The 22628-nt window shown below is 72.1% G+C and carries 21 protein-coding genes; 7 read left to right on the top strand and 14 right to left on the bottom strand.

Annotated features, from left to right (window positions below):
- Nucleotides 1–13 precede the first annotated feature (13 nt).
- Nucleotides 14–307: a hypothetical protein gene (locus ACZ5VC_RS02405; RefSeq protein ID WP_468705236.1), complete on the top strand. Its 294-nt coding sequence runs from the start codon at nucleotides 14–16 to the stop codon at nucleotides 305–307.
- Nucleotide 308: 1 nt separating this feature from the next.
- On the opposite strand, the gene ACZ5VC_RS02400 is transcribed toward ACZ5VC_RS02405, so the two are convergent.
- Complete coding sequence (locus tag ACZ5VC_RS02400) at nucleotides 309–1367, bottom strand: PDR/VanB family oxidoreductase (RefSeq protein ID WP_469118249.1); 1059 nt, start codon at nucleotides 1365–1367, stop codon at nucleotides 309–311.
- A gap of 3 nt (nucleotides 1368–1370) precedes the next feature.
- Nucleotides 1371–2255 (bottom strand): metal-dependent hydrolase, encoded by an 885-nt coding sequence (locus ACZ5VC_RS02395; RefSeq protein ID WP_469118248.1) that lies wholly within the window; start codon nucleotides 2253–2255, stop codon nucleotides 1371–1373.
- A gap of 92 nt (nucleotides 2256–2347) precedes the next feature.
- On the opposite strand from ACZ5VC_RS02395, the gene ACZ5VC_RS02390 reads away from it, so the two are divergent.
- Nucleotides 2348–2899: a DinB family protein gene (locus ACZ5VC_RS02390; protein WP_469118247.1), complete on the top strand. Its 552-nt coding sequence runs from the start codon at nucleotides 2348–2350 to the stop codon at nucleotides 2897–2899.
- Between the two features lie 154 nt (nucleotides 2900–3053).
- Here ACZ5VC_RS02390 and ACZ5VC_RS02385 read toward each other — a convergent pair whose 3' ends face one another.
- Together ACZ5VC_RS02385 and ACZ5VC_RS02380 are read right to left on the bottom strand one after the other, a co-directional pair.
- Entirely contained in the window at nucleotides 3054–5003 is a 1950-nt protein-coding gene (locus ACZ5VC_RS02385) for a hypothetical protein (protein WP_469118246.1), read from the bottom strand.
- Between the two features lie 56 nt (nucleotides 5004–5059).
- The gene (locus ACZ5VC_RS02380) at nucleotides 5060–5863 is read right to left on the bottom strand and encodes a tyrosine-protein phosphatase (protein ID WP_469118245.1); all 804 of its coding nucleotides are present in this window, start codon (nucleotides 5861–5863) and stop codon (nucleotides 5060–5062) included.
- Between the two features lie 112 nt (nucleotides 5864–5975).
- Between ACZ5VC_RS02380 and ACZ5VC_RS02375 the strand changes: the two genes are divergently transcribed.
- Nucleotides 5976–6425, top strand: a complete 450-nt coding sequence (locus ACZ5VC_RS02375) for a hypothetical protein (RefSeq protein WP_469118244.1) — start codon at nucleotides 5976–5978, stop codon at nucleotides 6423–6425.
- A 71-nt stretch (nucleotides 6426–6496) separates the two neighbouring features.
- On the opposite strand, the gene ACZ5VC_RS02370 is transcribed toward ACZ5VC_RS02375, so the two are convergent.
- The 4 genes from ACZ5VC_RS02370 to ACZ5VC_RS02355 all read right to left on the bottom strand — a co-directional run bounded on the left by ACZ5VC_RS02370 (nucleotide 6497) and on the right by ACZ5VC_RS02355 (nucleotide 11121).
- Nucleotides 6497–7972, bottom strand: a complete 1476-nt coding sequence (locus tag ACZ5VC_RS02370; protein ID WP_469118243.1) for a DUF1996 domain-containing protein — start codon at nucleotides 7970–7972, stop codon at nucleotides 6497–6499.
- A gap of 117 nt (nucleotides 7973–8089) precedes the next feature.
- Nucleotides 8090–8743, bottom strand: a complete 654-nt coding sequence (locus ACZ5VC_RS02365) for a response regulator transcription factor (protein WP_469118242.1) — start codon at nucleotides 8741–8743, stop codon at nucleotides 8090–8092.
- On the bottom strand, nucleotides 8728–9990 hold the full coding sequence (locus tag ACZ5VC_RS02360; RefSeq protein WP_469118241.1) for a sensor histidine kinase: 1263 nt from the start codon (nucleotides 9988–9990) through the stop codon (nucleotides 8728–8730). The genes ACZ5VC_RS02365 and ACZ5VC_RS02360 overlap by 16 nt, the downstream gene beginning before the upstream one ends.
- A 144-nt stretch (nucleotides 9991–10134) precedes the next feature.
- The gene (locus ACZ5VC_RS02355) at nucleotides 10135–11121 is read right to left on the bottom strand and encodes an NAD-dependent epimerase/dehydratase family protein (RefSeq protein WP_469118240.1); all 987 of its coding nucleotides are present in this window, start codon (nucleotides 11119–11121) and stop codon (nucleotides 10135–10137) included.
- A gap of 362 nt (nucleotides 11122–11483) precedes the next feature.
- Here ACZ5VC_RS02355 and ACZ5VC_RS02350 point away from each other — a divergent pair, with 362 nt between their 5' ends.
- A complete protein-coding gene (locus tag ACZ5VC_RS02350) occupies nucleotides 11484–12104 on the top strand; it encodes a hypothetical protein (protein WP_469118239.1) in 621 nt (206 codons plus the stop codon).
- A gap of 47 nt (nucleotides 12105–12151) precedes the next feature.
- A complete protein-coding gene (locus tag ACZ5VC_RS02345) occupies nucleotides 12152–13579 on the top strand; it encodes a PepSY-associated TM helix domain-containing protein (protein ID WP_469118238.1) in 1428 nt (475 codons plus the stop codon).
- A 40-nt stretch (nucleotides 13580–13619) separates the two neighbouring features.
- Here ACZ5VC_RS02345 and ACZ5VC_RS02340 read toward each other — a convergent pair whose 3' ends face one another.
- Together ACZ5VC_RS02340 and ACZ5VC_RS02335 are read right to left on the bottom strand one after the other, a co-directional pair.
- Nucleotides 13620–14162, bottom strand: coding sequence for a winged helix-turn-helix domain-containing protein (locus ACZ5VC_RS02340; RefSeq protein WP_469118237.1), 543 nt, complete (start codon nucleotides 14160–14162; stop codon nucleotides 13620–13622).
- 302 nt (nucleotides 14163–14464) lie between these two features.
- Complete coding sequence (locus tag ACZ5VC_RS02335) at nucleotides 14465–15376, bottom strand: DUF6891 domain-containing protein (protein ID WP_469118236.1); 912 nt, start codon at nucleotides 15374–15376, stop codon at nucleotides 14465–14467.
- 76 nt (nucleotides 15377–15452) lie between these two features.
- Here ACZ5VC_RS02335 and ACZ5VC_RS02330 point away from each other — a divergent pair, with 76 nt between their 5' ends.
- Nucleotides 15453–16751, top strand: a complete 1299-nt coding sequence (locus ACZ5VC_RS02330) for a hypothetical protein (RefSeq protein WP_469118235.1) — start codon at nucleotides 15453–15455, stop codon at nucleotides 16749–16751.
- A gap of 88 nt (nucleotides 16752–16839) precedes the next feature.
- Here ACZ5VC_RS02330 and ACZ5VC_RS02325 read toward each other — a convergent pair whose 3' ends face one another.
- From ACZ5VC_RS02325 to ACZ5VC_RS02310, 4 genes are all read right to left on the bottom strand, one after another.
- Nucleotides 16840–17601 (bottom strand): polyprenol monophosphomannose synthase, encoded by a 762-nt coding sequence (locus ACZ5VC_RS02325; protein ID WP_469118234.1) that lies wholly within the window; start codon nucleotides 17599–17601, stop codon nucleotides 16840–16842.
- A 157-nt stretch (nucleotides 17602–17758) separates the two neighbouring features.
- Nucleotides 17759–18790, bottom strand: a complete 1032-nt coding sequence (gene glnII, locus ACZ5VC_RS02320; RefSeq protein ID WP_468705199.1) for a glutamine synthetase — start codon at nucleotides 18788–18790, stop codon at nucleotides 17759–17761.
- A gap of 105 nt (nucleotides 18791–18895) precedes the next feature.
- Nucleotides 18896–20065 (bottom strand): ARPP-2 domain-containing protein, encoded by a 1170-nt coding sequence (locus ACZ5VC_RS02315; protein WP_469118233.1) that lies wholly within the window; start codon nucleotides 20063–20065, stop codon nucleotides 18896–18898.
- Entirely contained in the window at nucleotides 20062–21513 is a 1452-nt protein-coding gene (locus ACZ5VC_RS02310; RefSeq protein ID WP_469118232.1) for a hypothetical protein, read from the bottom strand. The genes ACZ5VC_RS02315 and ACZ5VC_RS02310 overlap by 4 nt, the downstream gene beginning before the upstream one ends.
- 202 nt (nucleotides 21514–21715) lie before the next feature.
- Here ACZ5VC_RS02310 and ACZ5VC_RS02305 point away from each other — a divergent pair, with 202 nt between their 5' ends.
- Entirely contained in the window at nucleotides 21716–22621 is a 906-nt protein-coding gene (locus ACZ5VC_RS02305) for a Gfo/Idh/MocA family protein (RefSeq protein WP_469118231.1), read from the top strand.
- The last annotated feature ends 7 nt before the right edge of the window (nucleotides 22622–22628 follow it).

Raw genomic sequence — 22628 nt, 5'->3', positions numbered from 1 at the left:
ACGCTCCCCTCACATGAGCGCTTCCGATCAGGACACACCCGCACCGACCGAGGGGATGAGCCCCAAGCAGGCCCGCCGTCTGAGGATCGCCGCGGCGTCCGTGCTGTTGGTGACGATGGCCGTGGTGCTGGTGGTCCGGCTCGCCAGCCGGACCTCCGTCCTGGTCGTCGGCGTGTACGGACTCGCCATGATCCTGTGCGGAGTCGTGATCGAGCTCTCCCGCAACGGCCGCACCCGGCTGGGCACCTGGCTGCTCGCCGGCGGCCTGCTCGCCGCGCTGGCCGCCGACTGGCTGCTGCTTCCCTGACCTACAGGTCCAGGACGAGCAGGTCGCCGAGGCACCGCGAGACGCAGATCAGCATGGAGTCGTCCCGCTCGGAGTCCGTCAGCAGCTCGTCGCGGTGGTCGATCTCGCCGTCCAGGACCCGCTGTTGGCAGGTCCCGCAGAACCCCTGCTCGCAGGAGTACGAGACGTTCGGCAGCTCCGCACGGACGGCGGCGAGCAGGGACTGGCCGGCCGCCACCTCCACCGTCCGCCCGGAGCGCCGCAGTTCCACCTCGAACGGGCCACCGGGCGCGGCGGCCGTGGGCGCGAACCGCTCCAGATGGAGCTCCCGGCCCTCGGGCAGCGCGGCGGCGACCGCGTCCATCAGTCCGTCCGGTCCGCAGCAGTAGACGGCCGCCCCGGCCGGCGCGTCGCCCAGGAAGGCCAGATCGGGCAGCCCCGACTCGTCCTCGGCGACGACCGTGACGCGCTCGCCCTCCTTGCCCAGGCGCTCGATCTCCGCCAGGAACGGCATCGAGACCCGGTTCCGCCCGCAGTACAGCAACCGCCAGTCGGCGCCCGCGGCTTCGGCGGCGCGCAGCATCGGCAGTACGGGCGTGATCCCGATGCCGCCCGCGACGAAGACATACGCGGGCGCCTCCACCAGCGGGAAGCGGTTGCGGGGACCGCGGATCTCGATCTCGGCCCCTTCGTGGAGGAGCTTGTGGACCTCGAGGGAGCCGCCCCGCCCGTCCTCGATGAGCCGCGTCGCCACCGTGTACGTGTCGGAGTCTTCCGGGTCGCCGCACAGCGAGTACTGGCGGACCAGGCCCGACGGCAGGACGAGATCGAGATGCGCGCCGGGCTCCCAGGGCGGCAGATCGGTACCTTCCAGACGCAGCTGGACCACTCCGTCGGCCGGGGCGGTCCGCTCGGTGACGAGGACCCTGCGGACGCTCGTCCTGCGGCGGCCGCGGCCCGACACCGGCTCTTCGAGGGCGGGCATCGGCCACAGCGGGGAGCCGCTGATCCGGCGGCGCATCGCCCGCCTGGCGAGCAGGGCGGCCGCGGCGACGAGGACAAGGGTGCGGGTACGGGGCATGGCTCAGTGACCTCCGTTGGCGCCGGGCGAGGCGGCGAGATAGGCGACCGCCTGGGCCGTGCTGCCCTCCTGGGAGGGGTGGTAGGCGCGGCTCAGATAACGCGGGATGGACCGCAGCATCGCCGTCGTGGACGGCAGCAGACCCTCGCGGCCCTTGGCGACGGGCTGCGCCACGGACGCCTTTCCGTCGAGGAGCGAGGGGTCGTTCTCCATGAAGAAGCGGGCGCCGCGCTGCCAGAGGAAAACCAGGGCGGTGAAGGCGGTGGCCCAGGTGCGCGCGCGGCGGCGGTAGCTGCCGTCGACGTGCATGAACAGGTCGAAGGCGACCGAGCGGTGCTCGACCTCCTCGGCGCCGTGCCAGCGCAGCAGATCCAGCATCACCGGGTCGGCGCCGCGCCGGTCCAGTTCCTCGGCGTTGAGCACCCAGTCGCCCAGGAAGGCGGTGTAGTGCTCGATCGCGGCGATCAGCGCGACCCGCTCCATCAGCCACCACTCGCGCGCCCGGCCCGGCGGCAGCGTCCGGTCGCCGAGCAGCTTCTCGAAGAGCCAGTCGACCTGCGCGGTGTAGGGGGTGGGGTCCAGACCCTGCGCGGCGAGGTGGGGGAGTACGTCGTCGTGGGCCTGGGAGTGCATGGCCTCCTGGCCGATGAACCCGAGGACGTCCTCGCGCAGCCGGTCGTCGCGGATGTACGGCAGCACCTGCTTGTAGACGTGCACGAACCAGCGTTCGCCGGCCGGGAGCAGCAGGTGGAGCACATTGATCGTGTGGGTGGTGAAGGGGTCGCCGGGAACCCAGTGGAGCGGGGTCTTCTCCCAGTCGAAGGAGACCTTGCGGGCCTTGAGCGCGATGTGTTCCGACGCCACCGGTGCAGGCTGCGTATTAGACATGGCGTCAATGTACTGACGGGTAAGCGGTTGGCAACAGGGTCGTGCACCGGATTTCGACCCCGGCCGGCCCGCGATGGCCGATGATCGTGTGCATGGCCGGACCCAAGAGAAGAGCAGAGATATTCGGCGTCACCGAGGACGACCCCCGGTTCGCCGCTCCCGCCACCGGTGACGAACGCCGGGTCCTGCTGGGTGTCCTCGGCGCCCAGCGCGCGACGCTGGAGCTGAAGTGTTCCGGGCTGGACGTGGAGCTGGCCCGGCGGGCAGTGGAGCCGTCGACGCTCTCGCTGCTCGGCCTGGTCCGGCATCTCGCCGATGTCGAGCGGCGCTGGTTCCGGCAGGTGCTGGCCGGCCGGGACGCGCCGCCCCTGTTCTCGTCCGAGGCCGACCCGGACGGGGACTTCGACGGCGCGGTCTCCACCCCCGAGGCCGTCGCGGAGGCATGGAAGGCCTGGCGCACGGAGGTGGCGTTCGCCGACGACTTCGCCGTCGGGGCACCCGACCTCGATGTCGAGGGTGAGGACGCGTGGCGCGGGACGGTGTCGCTGCGCTGGGTGCTCATCCACATGATCGAGGAGTACGCCCGGCACAACGGCCACGCCGACCTGCTGCGAGAGCGGATCGACGGAGCGATCGGCGTGTGAGGGCGGCGGCGCCGGGCGCGCCGGGCGACGCCCTGCGAACCGCCGGCGGAGCGCGCCCGGGCATCCGGCTGACCGGGTGGGAGCCACCCGCGAACCGCCCGCGGACCAAGGCCGGGCATCCGGCTCACCGCGCCGGGCGGCGACCCGCGAACCACTAGCGGAGCGCGCCCAGTCGGGTGCCGTCCTTCAGGCTGCCCTCCAGCTGCGCCCGGGCGCCCGCCTTCGCCTTCACCGCCAGCAGATGACCGTTCGCCCGGCCACTGACCCCGCCCGAGGTCCGCAGGGACGTGAACTGCGGACTGCCGGCCGCCAGGACGTACCACTGCCCGCCCCGCGCCTGCCACAGGACGCCCGCGAGCACCCGTGGATCGCGGGCCCCGCAGGCGGGCGAGTCCTCGGCCCTCGCCGCGACGGCCCCGGGAGCCCCCGGCTGCGGCGACGGGGCCTGGATCTGCGCCAGCACCCTGCTGCCGGTGCCCCGCCAGGTGTCCGCGCGGGTGCACAGCCAGGCCGCGCCGCCACTCGCCTCGGGCAGCCGCTGACGCGCGAACTGCCAGGAGTTGATGGACCGGACGCCGTGCCCGCGCATCATCGGCAGCAGACACGCCGTCCGCGCCCAGGCCGCCCGCGCCGGGGCGTCCGCGACATCCACGGGCGCGGCCGGCGGCCCCCAGGTGAGCCGGGCCGGCGTCAGCTCCCCGAGATCGGCCAGCAGCCGTACCGCGATGTCGTCCCGCACCTCCAGGGCGTCCCAGGTGCGGCACGCGCCCGACTCGGCCGGACTCGGCACCGGATCGGTCACGCCGTACGCGTCCCGCCTCAGCGGGCGGACCCCGGCCCGGGGGTCCAGAAGGTCCCGGACCGCGGTGTCCCGCACCCAGGGGGCCGTCAGATAGCGCACGTTCCCCTGGTCGCGCCCGACCACCAGCGCGCCCGAGGTGGCGACGTCCGCGCCGTCCGTACGCGCGAAATCGAGGGCCGCGCCACTGGTGTCGCCGACGGGCTCCGCGTACCGCACGACCCGCAGACCGTCGTGGAAGAGCACCACGCGCGCGGCGTCGACCTGCCCCGCGAAGAGCAGCTGCGGCGCGCCCATGGGCGGCCCGGGCGGGGTGCCGGGAGTGGCGGACGTGCGGACCGTGGCGCCCGGTCTGGCCCAGACCGCGAGCGCGCGGCGCAGCAGCGCGCTGTCACCGGTGAGACTGCCCCGTACCGGCCACACGGTGAAGTCCGTGCGCGTCGAGCGCTGCCAGACGGCCGGGGCCACCCGCCGCAACTGTGTGGGGTCGAGGGCCGCCTCGGCGGCGGGATTGCGGGCGTACGACGGCGCCGCCGCGCCGCTGGGCCCCCAGCCCTCGCCCGGCAGTCCCAGCAGCGCCCCGCAGACCACCACCGCCGCCGCGGCCGCCAGCGCCGCCTTCGCGTGCTGGCGGCGCCGCATCAGGTCCGTGGGCCGCGCCTGCAGCGAGCAGGGGTCGAACTCGGGGGAGTCCAGCAGCCCGGCCATGCCGATTCCTTCCGGCGCCTCGACGCCGTCCGCCTCCGCGAGCGCGGCGCGCGGGTCCTCCACCCCGGCGGCGCCGAGCACCCGCCGCACCTCCGCGTCGCCCTGGCGCTCCAGACCGCGCAGCACATACGCGGCGCGGGCCGGCCCGGAGAGCGCGGACAGCCGCTGGTCCAGGGCCAGTTCGTCGGCGCCGCCCGCGCGGGGGAACAGCCGCAGCCCCCAGACCTGCGGCAGCAGCGGCGGGAACTGCGCCCGGTGCGGCCAGGCCCGCCGCCGCAGTGGCAGCCCCGCGATCAGCGCCTGCCGCAGCACCTGGCCGCGGACATACGCGTAGCCGGGGTCCACGGCGTCCTCGGGGCGCCGGGGGGCCACGACGGACGCGGCTCCACCGGTACGGCGGCGCGGAAGGGACCGCTGGACGAGCGAATGCGCGGTGAGCACCCGCCGGTTGCGCCCCAGGGAGGGCGGCAGGACGAGATACGCGATGCGGACGAGGCGGGGATAGTGCTCGACCAGGGCGGCCTCGGCCTGCTCGACGTCGATGGGGAAGGGGGCGAGTTCCTGGGCGCTGTCGCGGATGCTTTCCTGGGTGCTCACATTCAGCTGAACGAGCGAATGGTGCGATGGTCACCCCGCCATGGGACGGGTGAGGCTCAGGGTGCCGTGGTGACGAGCTGCTCGCGGATGCGGTGCACCGTACGGTCCGGTACCCCGAGCCCCTCGCGTACGTACTTCTCCATCGAACCGTGCCGCACCGCGACCTCGTCGAGACCGGCCTCCAGGTATTCCGGCACCACCCCGATCATCGCCAGAGCCAGCTCGGGGTCGCCGCCCTGCGTGATGAACCCCTCGATCATCGGCGCGAAGGCCTGCCGGACCGCCGGATTGACCGACAGGTACTCCTCCCGGACCGTCTCCTCGTCCGCGCCGAGCAGGCTCAGCACGATCGTCGCCGCCCAGCCCGTGCGGTCCTTGCCCGCCGTGCAGTGGAAGAGCAGGGGTCCGGACTGCGGATCGGCGAGCTCGGTGAGGAAGGCGCCGTAGGAGGTGCGGGCCGACTCCGTGGTGACGAAGGCCCGGTAGGTGTCCTCGAACGCCGCCCGTGCCCTGCCGCCCCCCAGGTGCTGTTCGGCGAGCGCGGGGTGGGAGAGCAGGGTCTTGAGCCGCGCGGCGGGCGGCAGGCCGGTGGCGGCGAGCCGGTCGGCCAGGACGTCGGCGACCAGCAACCGCCCGCCCAGGGGGACGTGGTCGGGCCGCTCGGCCCGCTCGGCGGCTGTCCGGAAATCGACCACCGTACGGATGCCCAGCGCGCCCACCACCGTGTCGACGGCGGGGTCCAGCCGGTCGAGCTGCCCGGAGCGGAAGAGCAGGCCCGACCGGACGACGCGCCCTCCGGGCAGGGGGGTGGCGCCGAGGTCGCGGAGGTTGGCGACGGTGGTGGCGGGGATGGCTGGCATGGCAGACGGTTCCTCCGTATTGGTCTATTTCGTACGAAACCGTAACTGACCGGAGGGCGCCATTCCTGGCGTTCGGCCCTCGAACGGCGGGGCGAACCGGCACGATGGGCGGATGCGTACGGAGCGAACCGCAGTGACCGTCCTGGCCGTCCTGGCCCTCGTGGCGGGGTGCAGCGCGGGCGGCGACAAGACGTCCGACGATGCGCCGGAACCGGCCACCGGCAGCCTGGAGCAGCTGGCGGCGAAGGTGGAGTGCGAGCCCAACATCCAGACCGATGCCAAGGAGCTGCGGCAGGCCAACTGCCGTACGGGCGACGGGGCCTATGTGCTGACCACCTTCGCCACCGACCGAGGCCAGCGTGAGTGGATCAACGGGGCCAAGGACTACGGCGGCTCCTACCTCGTCGGCAGGAAGTGGGTCGCCGTCGGTGACGCGAAGGTGGTCGCGGCACTGCGCGGCCGGCTCGGTGGGACGGTGGAGACCGCCTCGCCGCACCACTCGGGGAGTAGCGGTGCCAGTGGGGGGAGCGAGGGGGGCCACTCGGGTCACCACGCGAGCTGACCGCGCAGATCAGGGGGAGACCGCCGGCGGAGGGCCGCCGGCGGTTCTCCGGGTGTGGGGGGAGGGACGGGTCAGCGGCAGGCGCGGCCGCCGTTCACGCAGTCCACCACCTTCCTCATGAGCCCCGCGTCGAAGACGTTGATGAAGTCGCCGTGGTCGGTGATCGGCTTGTGGAGCTGCTCGGGGAAGGAGTCCACCGCGAAGCCGGGACCCGGCGGGACGTCGTAGACGATCCGCTGGACCAGCTGCGGAATGGCCTTGAACCCCTGCTTGCAGCGGCCGTTCCCGTCGGCGAAGGCCACATGGGTGCGGTGGTTGGCGCTGTCGGTGTTCTGGCCGTCCCAGCAGCTCTGGAACGCGAACGTCCGCACCACCTTGCTGCCCTGTGGACAGATCGGGTATTTGTCCTTCAGCTGACGGTCCTCGAAACCGGTGCAGCTCCAGGACGCGTTCGCGTTGGCGTCACCATTGGTGAACGCCTTCGCGTCACCGGTGATGATCCGCAGGAATCGGGGCATCGCGGTGACCTTGGAGACCGGACTTCCGACGAATTTCAGGGTGACCTGTGAGGGTGTCTGGATCTCTCCTACGTTCTGGTCCTTTCCGCCGCCGTCGGCCTGGGCGTCGTTCTCGTTCTGTCCGTTCTGCAGCCGCAGCACGGGCCAGTAGTACGTGGACTTGTCACCCTGATTCCGGCAACTGGTCTGCCCGGCGGCGAGGTCGTCGTCACTGGCGAAGGCGTCATTGGCCTGATTGCCGACATAGTCGTGCATATGGTGGGCGCCGTTGCTCACGCCGGGGGCGACGATTACATTGTCCGGATTGAACTTTCCGTTCTCGTTACGCCCGCAATCGGTGGTGAAGGTGCCGTTGGAAGCGCCGCGGCGCTGCTGCGGCTTTCTGACATTGGGCTGTACGGACTGAATGTCGACGAAGTCCGAGGCCTCGGGGCCGTTGCCGCCCTGGCCCTGGTCGTCGTCCTGGCCGTCGTCCTGGCCGTCACCCTCGCCGTCATCATTCTGGTCGTTGCCCTGGTTGTCACCGCCCTGGTTCTGGCCCTGGCCGTTGTCGTCGTCATCGGCACGCAGGGTGCAGGCCGCCATTCCCTCCAGTCCCTGGGGCCGTTCGCCCTCCCGGTCGATGAGGGCGACGATCCGCTGGAGCATGACCAGCCGTTCGTTTTTCAAAGGCGCCAGAATCTGCTGCTCACCGAACTGCGGATCCTTCTCGATCCGCTCCTTGTTCTCGGCGAACCGCTGATAGGCGGTGGTGATCTGGGTGTCCAGCGTGGCGAGTTCGCGGTCGACCGCCCCGCGCACCCCTTGAGGCACGTCGGGCAGTCCGTTGGCGACCTCGGGGCAGTCGATCGTCGTCACCGCATTGCCGGCGTTCTGGCTCTGGCTCTGTCGCGGTCGCTGATTCGACCAGCCTTCACCTGCCGATGCGTAGACATTGACCGCTACCAGTCCACCCCCGCCCAGTACCAGTGCGGCCGAGGCGGCAATCGCCCGGTTGGCCAGCGTCGAGCGTTTTCGTGTGCGTCCCATGGAACTCCAATCCCGGGGAGGGGAGAAGCGCTCCGTTCCATACGTACGCCGCACGCGAGCCGTTCAGCCCGTCTTTGAATTCGTAGAAATCTCCGAATGCGAAGACGGGCGCGCGCGTCAGGCCCGGCCCCGGTCCAGATAGGCCAGGACCGCCAGAACCCGCCGATTGTCGTCGTCCGAGACCGGAAGTCCCAGCTTGGCGAAGATGTTCGAGGTGTGCTTCGCCACCGCCCGCTCCGTGACGACGAGTTGCCCGGCGATCGCGGCGTTGGAGCGGCCCTGCGCCATCAGCTCCATGACCTCCAGCTCGCGCGGGGTCAGACCGCCCAGCGGCTTGTCCTGAGCGCGCCGGGAGAGCAGCTGGGAGATCACCTGCGGGTCCATGGCCGTACCGCCCCGCGCCACCCGGCGCACCGCGTCGATGAACTGCTCCGCGTCGAACACCCGGTCCTTGAGCAGATACCCGACCCCGCCCTCGCCGTCCGCGAGCAGCTCGCGCGCGTACAGCTGCTCCACGTGCTGCGAGAGGACCAGCACGGGAAGCCCCGGCCGCGCCCGGCGGGCGGTGAGGGCGCACTGAAGACCCTCGTCGGTGTGCGACGGCGGCAGCCGCACGTCGACCACCGCGACGTCCGGCTCCAACTCATGCAGTGCCCTGGCCAGTTCGGGTCCGCTCTCCACGGCGGCCAGGATCTCGAAGTCGTACGCCTCCAGCATCCGGACCAGTCCGTCGCGCAGCAGGAAAAGATCTTCGGCTAGGACAACTCGCAAGGGATCTCCATGGTGACCATGGTGGGACCGCCCGCGGGGCTGCTGACGGCCAGGACGCCGTCGAATGTACCGAGCCTGCGTTCGACCCCGCTCAGACCGGATCCGCCGCCGATCCGCGCACCACCCGAACCGTTGTCGGTCACCGAGACGCGCAGTATCCCCTCGCGGGACGTGATGTCGACCCAGATCCGGTCCGCGCCCGCGTGCTTGACCGCGTTGGTGAGGGCCTCACTGACCGCGAAGTACGCCGCCGACTCGACAGGTGCCTTTGGGCGGTCCGGCAGCTCCACGGTCACCTCGGTCACCACCGGCAGCCTCAGCGCGAGCGCCCTGACCGCGTCGCCGAGGCCCCGTTCGGCGAGGACCGGCGGGTGGATGCCGCGGACGAGGTCACGCAGCTCGGTCAGCGCCTCCGCTGAGTTCTGCCGGGCCTTCGCGATCAGTTCCTTCGCCTTGGCGGGGTCCTTCTCGACGAGCGCCTCGACGGTGCCGAGGTCCATGCCCATGGCGACCAGCCGGGCCTGCGCCCCGTCGTGCAGATCCCTTTCGATCCGGCGCAGTTCGGCCGCCGAGGTGTCCACCGCGTCGTGCCGCGTCTCGGTGAGCCGGCCGATCCGCTCGGTCAGCTCGGACTCCAGGGGCCGGTCCATCAGCGCCTTGGTGAGCGCGAAGTGCCCGCGGAGCAGGGGGGTGTTGTACCGAAGTCCCACGGCGAGGACGCACAGCCCGAGTGCGAGCGCGGCGAACCCGTCGGCCTGGCTGTCGACCGGGATGAAGGCGTACCAGTACGCGTCGTCCTCGAACACCCGCCACAGACCCGCCGCGAGCACCAGTCCCTCCACCGGGAAGATCACCAGTACGGCCGGCAGCAGGGCGGTGAGATACCCGGCCGACATGTCGACGAAGAGCCAGCGCAGATCCCGCCAGGTCGCCGGGTCCTTCAGCATCAGGGAACAGCGCTCGACCTGCCCGGTGACCCCGTCGCGAAGATCGGCGGGGAAGGGGCGGTAGTCCCGGGGTATCCGGATGTCCGTCCATCGCCGGGCCAGTACACGCCGTCGGTCGGCGTGGATCCGCACCCACGTGAGGACGACCGGTGTGGTGAAGACGCCGACACCGACGGGGATCAGCGCGATCGACGTGATCGCGAAGACGAAGAGGGCCACCGATCCGGCGATCGCGAGGAACGACACGGCGAACCCCCGGACCGCCGCCAGTAGTGAGTCCCGCACGCGTGTCGCGTTCATAGTGATCAAAACCCTCTCCCCCGGCGGGCCTTCCGCCGAGCGTGCCCCTCAGTCTCCGGGGTGAGGACCTCGCAGGTCACGGGGTTTCCCACCCCGGGCGGGGGTGTACCTGGCACCACCCCCCGCCCGGAGCCATCCCCTCGGTCACGAAGCCAGGAGCTTCGCCTCCACCTCGGGGGACAGTCCCACCGGGTCCCGGTCCGGACGCTGCGGCGCGACCCCGCCGAGGGAGGTGAGCCACGCCCAGGTGTCGGCGACCGTCTCCTCCACCGGCCGGCACCGCAGGCCCGCGGCGACGGCCTTGGAGACGTCCGCGTCGTGCATCGCGTCGTACAGCTCACCCGGCGGGATCCACACCGGCAGGTCCGACCACGGCTCGACGCCCGCGCCGAGGAGCACCTCGGGCTCGGTCCAGCGCAGCTCCGCGGCGGAGCGGCTGACTTCCACGCAACTGTCCAGGAGCCGGCCCATGGTGGTGTGCCCCTTCGGGCACACGACGTTGTACGGGCCCGAGAGCTCCGCCCCGGCCGCGTCGAGCGTCCACTCGGCGAGGTCACGCACGTCGATGTACTGGAGCGGCAGGTCGCGCGGACCGGGCGCCAGGACGGGGCCGCCGCGTGCGACGCGGTTCAGCCACCAGGGGAGCCGCCCGATGTTCTCGTACGGACCGAGGATCAGGCCCGCGCGCACCAGCAGCGCACGGTCGGCGCCGAACGCCTCGACGGCGGCCAGCTCCCCGCCGCGTTTCGCCTCGCCGTACGGCACCTCGCCCGCGTCCGGGGACGACTCGACAAGCGGCCCGGACTCGTCCAGGCCGGCCGCCGGAGGCCACGCGTACACGGAACGGCTCGACACATAGGCAAAGCGACCGGCCCGTCCGGCGAGCAGCCGCGCCGCGTCCCGCACGACGGACGGCGCCGCCGACCAGGTGTCGACGACCAGATCCCACTCGCCCTCGCCGAGCGCGGCGAGACCGCCGGGCGCGGTGCGGTCCCCGTGCAGCGAGACCACACCGGCCGGCGGTTCGTGCCGCCCCCGGTGAAAGACCGTCACCTCCCAACCCCGCCCGACCGCGGCCTCCGCCACTGCCCGGCCCACGAATTCCGTACCACCCAGAATCAGAAGTCTCATGGGCACGACTGTGCCCAGCGGGTGGAGGTGCGGACGGCGTTTCCGCTGCGGGGGGAATCGCCCGCAGCGAACCCGTGGCCCACGCGCGCCACGTGCCGCGAGCCGCCGCGGCGGGCGGGCCGGAGGCGCCCCGTCTCCCTGGGCCCGTGCCGCCCGGCGGTCGGCGGGCCTGCCCCGCGTCATGGCTCCGCGCCCCGCGCGGGCCACGTGCCGCGAGCCGCCCGGGCGGGCGATTCGGGGGGGCCGCCCCGTCCCCGCGGCCCCGCCGCCCCGGGAGGCGGGGGCGGCAGGGGTGCCCACCCGCGGCCCGTTCCCGAGCGGACTCCCGTGCGCCCCGCCCCAGATGGCACCATGAGCGCACCATGACGGACACCCGGTCGCCGATGCGCGCCCTGCGAGCCACGCTCTTCGCGGCGGTGTGCGTGACTTTGGCGGCGACAGGGCATTCGTCCATGTCCGGCCACGATGTTCCACTCGGCTCCCTCCTCCTCGCCTTCGGCGTGACGGGCGTCCTCGCCTGGACCGCAGGAGGTCGCCGCCGGGGCGCGCCGGCCATCGCCACGGGGCTGCTGGCCGTACAGGGAGCCCTTCACCTGATCTTCTCGGCCGCGGAACCGCACGGCGCGATGCCCGCGCACCATCCCGGCATGGCCATGCGGACCGAGATGGACATGCCGACAGCGGGCCACGGCTCCAGCGGCATGATCGCCGCGCATGTTCTCGCCGCCGCGGTCTGCGGGCTGTGGCTGGCCCGCGGCGAGGCCGCGTTCTTCGCGCTGGCGTACGCCGTCTCCACCCGCGCCTTCACCCCGCTGCGACGGCTCCTGACCGCCGTCCGGCTTCCCGCAACGCCCCGGCCGCCGCGGCCGCGCGCCCGGACCGTTCGCCGCCACCGCGGCCTCGTCCTCGCCCACACCCTGTCGCGCCGCGGGCCGCCCGTACTCCCCGTACCCCGCGCCACGGCCCTCGGAGCGCACGTCTGACCTGGGGGCCGCTTTCCCCATGTCACACGCCGACTCCTAGGACAACCATGGCCATTGACGACCCCGTACAGGGAACCGACACCGAAGCGGACCGGGCGACCCCCGCCCCCGCCACACCGTCCGCCTGGAGCGCACTGCGCCCCCTGGTCCTGCGCATCCACTTCTACGCGGGCCTGCTGATCGCCCCGCTGCTGCTCATAGCGGCCACCAGCGGACTGCTCTACGCCCTCTCCTTCCAGGCCGAGAAGATCATCTACAGCCATGAGCTGGAGGCGCCCGTCGGCGAGCGGGTCCTCCCGCTCTCCACCCAGGTCGAGGCCGCCCGCAGGGCCAACCCCGACGGCACGGTGACCGCCGTCTGGCCCTCCTCCGAGGCCGGCGCCACCACCCGGGTCCTGATGGCCGACCCGGAGGTCGAGGAGGGCAAGTCGCTCGCCGTCTTCGTCGACCCGTACACCGCGCAGGTACGCGGACAGCTGCCCAGCTTCGGCAGCTCCGGCGCCCTTCCGCTGCGTACCTGGCTCGACGGACTCCACCGTGATCTGCACCTCGGTGACCTCGGCCGCAACTACAGCGAACTGGCCGCCAGTTGGCTCTGGGTCGTCGCGCTCGGCGGTCTGCTGCTCTGGGCCGGCCGCAAGCGCTCGGCCAAGCGCGCCCTGTTCCTCCCCGAGGGCGGCCCCGCCTCCCGCCGTCGCACCCTCTCCTGGCACGGCTCGGTCGGACTGTGGGCCGTGACCGGCCTGGTGATCCTCTCCGCCACCGGTCTGACCTGGTCCCGTTACGCGGGCGAGAACATCGGTGAGGTGCAGGACCGGCTCGGCGGCGCCACGCCCGTGCTGACGGCGACCGTCGGCTCCGGCGGCGGTACCTCCGAACACGAGGGGCACGGCGCACACCAGCCGGCGAGCCCGGCGAGCGGCCCGGACATCGGGATCGACAAGGCCGTCGAGGCCGCCCGCGCGGCCGGGATCGGCGCGGACGGCGGCAGGATGTCCGTGATCCTGCCGGCCGAGGGCAAGGGCTATGTCGTCAAGGAGACGGACACGACCGTCCCCGTCCACCTCGACTCGGTCGCCGTCGACCCCGCCGACGGACGGGTGATGGACCAACTGCGGTTCGCCGACTACCCGCTGCTCGCCCAGCTCACCCGCTTCGGCATCGACGCCCACTCCGGCGTCTTCCTCGGCCTGGCCAACCAGCTGGCCCTCGCGGCGCTCGCCCTCTCCCTGATCCTGCTGATCGTGTGGGGCTACCGCATGTGGTGGCTGCGCAGGCCGACGAAGGACCGGGCCCTGAGCGCCGGCCGGCCGGTGCCGCGCGGCGCCTGGCGCAAGGTACCCGTGACGATGCTGCTGGTGCCGGCCGCGGCGACGGCGCTGATCGGCTGGTTCGTCCCGATGCTGGGCATCAGCCTGCTGGTGTTCCTGGCGGTCGACATCGCGCTGGGCGCGGTGGCCCGGGCGCGGTCCTGACGAGGGGGAAGGCCGGCGGGGGCCGGCCTTCCCCACCCGGTCAGGGCGCGTACTTGTAGCCCACCCGCCGCACGGTCTGGATCGTGTGGCGGTGCTGGGCGCCGAGCTTGCGCCGAAGCCGGGCGACATGGACGTCGACGGTCCGGCCGTCGCCCACATGTCCGTACCCCCACACCGTGGTCACCAACTGGTCGCGGGTGTGCACCCGGTGGGGGTGCGCGACCAGATGGGCCAGCAGCTCGAACTCCAGATACGTCAGGTCCAGCGTCTGCCCGTCGACCAGCGCGGTGCGCTGCGCGCTGTCGATGGCCACCGGCCCGCCCTCGTCCTCGGCGGCCGCCGGGGCGGCCTGGAGCGGCGGCTGCTGATCGGCCGGTACGAGGACGAGGTAGCCGATCATCGGCGGCTGCCCCGGCAGGGAGGGCAGGGTGTGCTGCGGCGCGGGCAGCCAGGTGGCACCCGGCGGCAGGAAGTCCGCGACATCCACCACCTCGTCACGGTCGACGGCACGGAGTCGGTGCCGGCCGGTGTGGCCGAGGGGCAGGGCGGACGGGGCAGCGGGGAGGGTACGGGCATTCGCCATGAGAGGTCAGCTCTTTCGCGCGAAGGGACGGACGTATGTACGTCGTGCGCGTGGGCCGAAGGCCGCAGGATCGACGGTGCCGATCGGGCTTTAGAGGGCCGACGCGTTCCTCGCGCGGCAACACACCCGGTCGAAGTCGTGGTGCTGACGGGAAGGCCAGAACGGCTCGAGGTCGCTCGGACCTGTCACGATCTGCTGGAAGCCTGCCATGCCCCCATTGAAGCAGACACCCGCGCGCTCCAACATCGCCCTCTCAAGGGCCGGACACCTCCTTGACGCGAAATTGACCGCTCCCGGTGTCCTCAACCCGTCAGCCGCTTACGCCAATCCAGCCCGGTGACGACGATCGCCGAGTCCGGCGAACCGTCCCACTCCACCGACAGGCCCTCACCGCGGACCGCCGCGACGACCTCCCGGCCCACGGCGGCCGTCGTCTCCTCGGAGCCGTCGAATCCGCCGTACAGCAGGTAGAGCCCGCCGCCGCTCGCGGCCCCCTCCGTGCACTGCGAGTGGAAGAAGACGAATCCCCGGGCGTTTTCCGGGCCTTCGGCACCTATCTCGGTGGTGCCGCAGGTGCGGCAGCAGGTGAAGTTCTCCCGGGCGGTGATGCCGCTCTCCTCCAGCACGGCGAAGGCCGCGCTGATCCGCTCCGGATCGGTCGTTCCCGTCCACCCGGCCTGCTCGTCGAGCCGCTCAAGCCACAGCCGGTTCACCGTCTGCCACGCCTGTGGCTTCGACACCGGCCGCTCGTCTCCGTCGACCAGCCACTCCTCGGCCGCCTCCGCCAACTGGGCCCGGTCGAGATACCCGCACCTGATCAGGCCGCGTACATGCTCCTCCACCTGCTCCCGGACCTCCCCGCCCAGCGGGGGCACCGGCTCCGGCACCGGCAGGTCGGCGGGCTTCCACACGAGGGTGCCGTCCCACCCCGGCTCCCGCCGTGCCCACCGCGCCATCACCTCGGCGACGTGCTCCCCGCGCTCGACCTGGACCACGAAGTGCCGGTCGGGCGCGCCGTCCCGGTGCTCCAGCTGATAGTCGCCCCCGTCCTCGTGCCACACCTGGATGAATTCATCCGGAAGATCCGGAATGCGCTGAACGACCAGATACCGATCCCCGTCACCGCCGATGCGCAGCACCAGGTCCTGAAGCTGCCGCTCCGAAACGCGGGCGTGCTTCTGCCAGTTCTCGGTCTCCACCTTGATTGCGAGCATGGGGCCACCGTGACAGATGCCACTGACAACGGGTGCGGCGGAAGGCGGCTTCGGTGGGCAGGTAATATGACCGGCTGTGATACGTCCCCAGAGCCTCACCGCTGACGCCCCGCGCGACGCAGGCGCCGGCACGGAGCACTCCGGGACTCGCCGGAAGAAACGATCCACCCGGCGCTGGGCACTGCCGCTGCTGATCGCGGTCGCCTATGTACTGCTGCAGTTCATCGGCAAGCCCGCCCTTCCCCCGTCCAACGACGGCTTCCTCTACGCCCGGGCCGCCCTCGAAGTGCTCGGCGATTCCCGGGAAGAGGCGCAGGCGAAGGCCCAGGACGCGTTCTGCGGCACGCAGGCCCGCCACCTGGTCCGCGGCGCCGAACTCAACCCGCTGGCGCTGCGGAACAACCGCGGTCTCGACGAGGACACGCACCGCGCCCGCTGCGAGGCCAAGCCGCCCAATGGGTTCAATCCGCCCAGCCCGCGCTACCAGCGCATATTCGAGACCCGCCCCGGGTTCCCCGTACTCGCCGCACCGGCCGTCGCCGTCCTGGGACCGATCACCGGACTGATGGCCACCTCCGTCCTCTTCACCGCCCTCGGCGGCCTGCTCGCCCACCTCCTGCTCCGCTGCGCCGGAGTGGCGGCAGGGCCGACCGCCGCCGGGCAGGCCCTCTTCCACCTGTGCCCGATCGGCTGGTGGGGCGGCTATCCGGTCGCCGAAGGACCCGTGATCGCCGCCACCGTGGGAGCCCTCCTCGGCGCCTGGTGGCTGATCCAGCGCCGGCCCGTCGCCGGTACGGCCCTGCTCGCCGGCTCCCTGATCCTCGGCGCGGCGGTGAAGTACTCCACCTTCCTCCTCCTCGCCGCGGCGCTCGCCGCCGCGGCGCTGATATGCCTGCTCGGAGTGCCCCTCACCCGCCATCGCGGCACCGCCCTGCTGATCGGGACGACACTGGCCTGCGCCGCGGGTGTCGCGACCCTCAGCGCCCACTTCCACCTGCCCGGCAGCACCGAGACGCTCCAGGACACCTTCACCGGTCACTTCGCCCAGCGCGACGTCGCCGACCCCTGGCGCCTACTGCTCGACCTGAACGGCAATTTCTGGGGCCAGTGGTTCCAGGAGCAGGCGCGCCAACCCTGGCTCCCGCTCGCCGTGGGCCTCGGCGCCTGGGCCCTGTTCCGCAACAGCCGGGCCCTGTTCTGGACCGTCCTGGCGGTCGGCGCGACCGGAGTCGCCACGGTGATCGCCCACCCCGTCGGCAGCGAGAGCGAGCGCCTCATGCTCACCATCTGGCTGCTGCCCGTCATCGGCCTGCCGCTGCTGCTCCAGCAGCTCACCGGCTCCCGCCGGGGCGGCGAGCTCGCGCGCACCCCCTGACGCGGGATCCGGCGCTCCGTACGACAAACGGCCTTCGGGCTCGCCCCCGGCGAGCCCGAAGGCCGTTGTCATGCTGTGATCCAGGGGCTCAGCGGCGCCCCGTCAGAGCCCGGAAACGGCTCCCCACGCCCCACGCCGTGACGCGCCACAGCGCCTCCGCGACGATCGTGCGGCTCATCTTGCTGTCGCCCCGCTCACGCTCCACGAACGTGATCGGCACCTCGACCACCCGGTAACCGGCCTTCACGGTGCGCCACGCCAGGTCGACCTGGAAGCAGTACCCCTGGGAGGCGACCTCGGCCATGCCGAGCCCCTCCAGGGTCTCCCTGCGGAACGCCCGGAAGCCGCCGGTGACGTCACGGATCGGCACGCCCAGCATCAGCCGCGAGTAGAGACTGCCGCCCCGGGACAGGAACTCCCGGGACTTCGGCCAGTTCACCACGCTTCCCCCCGGCACCCAGCGCGACCCGAGGACGAGATCGGCTCCGGGCAGCGCGTCCAGCAGCCTCGGCAGCTCCTCGGGCCGGTGCGACCCGTCGGCGTCCATCTCGACGAGCACCCCGTAGCCGTTGTCGAGTCCCCACCGGAAGCCGGCGAGATAGGCCGCTCCGAGGCCCTCCTTGCCCTTGCGGTGCAGCACATGGATGTGGTCGTCGTCCGCCGCCAGCTCGTCGGCGATCTTGCCCGTGCCGTCCGGGCTGTTGTCGTCCGCGACAAGGATGTGCGCGTCCGGCACCGACGCACGCACACGTGAGGCGATCGAGTCGATGTTCTCGGCCTCGTTGTACGTCGGGATGATCACCAGCACCTTGCCCAGAGGGCCGGTGCTTCGCTGACCGTCGTCTACCACTGCTGATTCACCTCGCGTGCTCGCCGATCGGGCGAGCGGGGCCCCTACTGGTCCCCGAGAGCATACGGGCGGGCCTGGAACGGCCCACCCGGTGGGATGCCGAAAGGGCGGCCCACCGGGAACCGGGGGCCGCCCTTCCGGAGTCGTACGGGGGGGATCAGACCTGGCCGGCCTTCTCCAGCGCCTCGCAGCAGGTGTCCACCAGGAGGCGGGTCACCACGTACGGGTCGACGTTCGCGTTCGGGCGGCGGTCCTCGATGTAGCCCTTGCCGTCCTGCTCGACCTGCCACGGGATGCGGACCGAGGCGCCGCGGTCCGAGACGCCGTAGCTGTACTCGTTCCACGGGGCCGTCTCGTGCAGGCCCGTCAGACGGTCGTCGATGCCCGCGCCGTAGTTCTTGACGTGGTCCAGCGGCTTGGAGCCCTCGCCCAGCGACTCGCACGCGGTGATGATCGCGTCGTAGCCCTCGCGCATCGCCTTGGTCGAGAAGTTGGTGTGCGCGCCCGCGCCGTTCCAGTCGCCCTTCACCGGCTTCGGGTCCAGGGTCGCGGAGACCTCGAAGTCCTCGGCGGTGCGGTACAGCAGCCAGCGGGCGATCCACAGCTGGTCCGAGACCTCCAGCGGCGCCAGCGGGCCGACCTGGAACTCCCACTGGCCCGGCATGACCTCGGCGTTGATGCCGGAGATGCCGAGGCCCGCCTTCAGGCAGTTCTCCAGGTGCGCCTCGACGACGTCACGGCCGAAGATCTCGTCGGCGCCGACGCCGCAGTAGTAGCCGCCCTGGGCGGCCGGGAAGCCGCCCTCGGGGAAGCCGAGCGGGCGGGAGCCCTTGAAGAAGGTGTACTCCTGCTCGATGCCGAAGATCGGCTCCTGCGCGGCGAACCGCTCCGAGACCTCGGCCAGCGCGGCACGCGTGTTGGACTCGTGGGGCGTCATGTCCGTGTTGAGGACCTCGCACAGCACCAGGACGTCGCCGCCGCCGCGGATCGGGTCCGGGCAGGTGAAGACAGGCTTGAGGACGCGGTCCGAGGCGTGGCCCTTGGCCTGGTTGGTGCTGGATCCGTCGAAGCCCCAGATGGGCAGCTCGGCGAGATCGGCGAACGAGCCCGTCATGATCTTCGTCTTCGAGCGAAGCTTCGCGGTCGGCTCGGTGCCGTCGATCCAGATGTACTCAGCCTTGAAGGTCACGGGGTCTCATCCTCTGCGGGCGCTGCGGGGTGCTGCTGCGGGTATGAGCGCAGCTTCGCAATACGGGATTTCCCTTCCGTTGCTCGAATGTGAACCCCGTGTTACTCAGGTTTCCTTCGTTTTCCGGATGTGCCGCCCGACCGCGTGGGCGTTGAGCAGCGACGCGAAGCCGGCCCCCCGGATCCGGCGCACCAGCTCCTCGTAACCGGTGCCCAGCGCCTGCGCCGTACGCCCGACATGCCAGTCGTGATCGGCCAGGCTGTGCAGCAGATGGCCGCGCCGGATCTGGTTCTCCGAGAGACGGAAGGTCTTCAGATAGGCCGCGCGGCCCTTGTGGTCCGTGATCAGCTCGCCGATGTGCTGCTCCCGCTCTCCACGGTGGAAGGGCGGCAGGAAACGGTGCAGGGCGTACTCGCCCATGCGGTAGACCCGCTCGAAGGCGTACGGCGTCTCCAGCAGTCCGTCCGCCATCAGCTCGCCGTGTGCCTCCGTCCAGGCCCGCTCCTGCGCCGTCGCCGCCGCCCGGAGATCCGCGAGGGTCCGCAGATGGGGCGTGTCCCGGATACGGGCGCCGAACTCCGGGACCGGCGCGCCGAAGAAGGCGTACTGGTGCACCAGCTCGCCGTACAGGTCCTGCAGGAGCGTGGGATGCAGCAGGCGGTAGTCGTCGGGGTGCGGCACGACGAAGGCCGCGGCCAGGGTGTCGGAGGCGTACACCATCACACCGCACTGTCCCGGGTGGATCTCGAAGACCCGCAGCGCCTCCGCCAGACCGCGCACCTCCCACCCCGCGTACGCGTCCTCGGCGCGCGGGGAAAGGCCTTGGCGTACCGCCTGCTGGGACCACTCCTCCCAGACCACGGACGGCCCGCCGAAGTGCAGCGCCAGATAGCCCTCCAGGGCGAGATGCAGCGGAAGGAAGCGCAGCCGGTTCTCCAGGCCGTTCTTGCCGTTCCTGCCGCCCTTGGCGCGCAGCCGCTTGGCCATGCGGTGGTGGCGGCGTACCGGCACGTGGTGGTGCGACATGTCACCGAGCTGTGTGCCGTAGGACGCCGACTGTCCGCCGTCGCCCGACCAGTCCGCGACGAAGCCGTGGGGGATGTACGAGGTGTACGCCGTGCCGTCGCCGACCTCCACCCGGCCGGCGCCGCCGTAGATCTCGCGGTGCAGCCGCAGCCCCTCCACGGGCCGCTCACGCACCAGCGGCACGAGACGGATCCCGCCCCACACCTGGGAGGGGCGGGCCGACAGGCCCGTCAGATCGATCCGGGTCACGACGGCGTTCCTTCCCCCACGAAGCGCTCGACGCGCCGGTCCAGATACGCCCGCAGCTCGGGCAGGCCCGTACGGCCCTCCGCGAACTGTGCGATCTCCACCAGCGCCGGCAGGTCCTCCGCGTCCCTGATCCCCGCGGTCGGCACACTCGGCGCGAGGCGCCGCACATCGAAACCGTCGGCGTCGTATACGGGGTTCAGATGAACCACGCTGGTCAGCCGGCCCGGATCGAGCCGCGTACGCCAGACGCGCAGGACCTCGCCCGCGAGGCCCGGCGGGGCGTTGTCCCAGCCGTCCGACACGACGACGAGCCGCTGCGGCCGGTGCTCCAGAGCGTCGACGATCCGCGTACCGAGCGGGGTCGGACCCCACGGGCGTACGAGCAGCGGATCGCGGCCGCCCGAGGTCCACAGCGGCGAGTACCTCTCCGCCAGCGCCTCCAGCAGGAAGTGGCAGCCCAGCGCCACCGCCAGGGGACGGCGGCGCTTCACGCCCGAGCCGGAGGCCGAGTAGCTGTCGTCCAGGACCGCGGCGACCCGGCCCCAGGTCCCGGCGTGCGGGCCGGCCGCCCGCCGCGCGGCGGCCCGCAGCGCGCCCGTCAGCTCCGCGCGCCGAGCCCTCCGCTCCTCGAACCCGAGGGAGAGGACATAGAGCGCGAGCCGGGTCAGCGGCATGGTGGTGAGGTCCGTCCCCGGGCCGGTGCGCTGCGTCCGCAGCCGCTCGAGCCGGGTCATCCGGGGGGCGATCCGCTCCAGGAAGACCTCGCGGCGCACCCCGTGCCTCGCGGCGAACCCCTCCGCGACCGTGAACGGCAGCTCGTACAGCGCGGACTGCTCGAAGTGCGCCCGCCGGTGGGCGTCCAGAAAGGCGTGCTCGTAGCGGACCCGGCGGCCCGGCGCGAAGAGGAAATCACCGTACTCACCCGAGCCCGACGACGTGCTCGCCCCTTCGGCCGCGCTGTCACGCAGGTGGAGGTGTGCGTGACGGGCCGCCGTCCTGAGACCCGCGCGGTACTTCACGGCGTCATGGCCGAGATCGGGACGCGCGGCCAGCCAGTCACGCACGATCGCGCGGGTGCGGCGGTTGTTGACCCTGGCGGCGCGCAGCGCGCGGAAGATCCGGTACACCCGCTGCGGCGGCAGCAGCGCCAGCCGGGCCGCGATCAGCCGCCCCTCAACCCGCTTCTGCTCCGCGTCCGCCTCGTCCGGCGTCCGCAGCAACTGCTCGATGATCAGGCCGGCGTTGTGGTCGTTGATGTCCAGGGCGAGCGAAGCCGCGTACAGCGGGCGGTAGTTGACGCGGACGTACTCGTGCACGAAGGACAGCGACAGCCGCTGCTCGTACGCCTCCGAACGGAACTCCCGCTGCCCGGTCGAGGTCACCGCCGAGTTCACGAAGAGCAGGACGTCCTCGGCCGCGACCAGATCGGCGAAGGTCTCGACTGCCATGCGTGCCCCCGTGTGCCGCTGGAGAAGGAGGAAGCCGGCCGGGGAATGGGGGCGCGATCAGCGAAATCACTGCTTCATAGGCAAGTCCCGGAAGTCGCACCGGAGTCCCGCGGCCGGCTCCGAGAACGTAACACCGGACATGGCGGGCGCCCATCGCTTTTTGTCCGGTGGGTGGAGCGGGGCGCGGGGCAGACTGGCTCCTATGACCAAGCCGCGCATCGGACTTCTCGGCACGGGCACCTGGGCGGAGCGCACTCACGCGCCCGCGCTGGCCGGCCACCCCGGTATCGAGTTCAGCGGTGTGTGGGGCAGACGCGCCGACGCCGCCGCCGCACTCGCCGCCGCCCACGGCACCCGGGCGTACGACGACGTGGACGCCCTCCTCGCCGCCAGCGACGCGATCGCCTGCGCGCTGCCGCCTGACGTCCAGGCGCCGTACGCGGCCCGCGCCGCCGCGGCCGGATGCCACCTCCTCCTCGACAAACCGGTCGCCACCACCGTGGCCGGGGCGCGGGAGGTGGTGGCCGCGGCGGAGGGCGCCGGGGTCGCCTCCGTGGTCTTCTGCACGCTGCGGTTCGCCGGGGAGACCGCGGGCTGGATCGACGAGCAGGCGGCGATGGGCGGCTGGTTCCTGGGGCAGGCCCGCTGGCTGGGCGCGCTGTTCGTCCCCGGCGCGACGAGCGCGTATGCCGCCTCGCCCTGGCGGCGGCAGAAGGGCGGCCTGTGGGACGTGGGTCCGCATGTGCTGTCCGTGCTCCTCCCCGTCCTCGGTGACGTGTCACAGGTGACGGCGGTGGCGGGGCCCGCGGACACCCGCCATCTCGTCCTGAGCCACGCCTCGGGAGCGGGGAGCACGGCCACGCTCGGCCTCAGCGCTCCGGTGAAGGCGGCGGGCGTGGGCGTCGAGCTGTTCGGCGAGCACGGGAGGGCGGAGCTGCCCGTCTGGGGGGACGCGATCGGCTCCTTCGGAGCCGCCGTGGACGCGCTTCTTGAGTCCGTACGGACCGGGCGGGCGCATCCCTGCGACGCGCGCTTCGGGCTGCGGATGACGGAGATCCTCGCCGAGGCGGAGGCCCAGGTGCGGGCCCAGGCCCCGTCACAAAAATGAGGGCCCC

Source organism: Streptomyces sp. NPDC033174, assembly GCF_055577795.1.
This window is presented reverse-complemented; position numbering and strand designations above follow the sequence as displayed.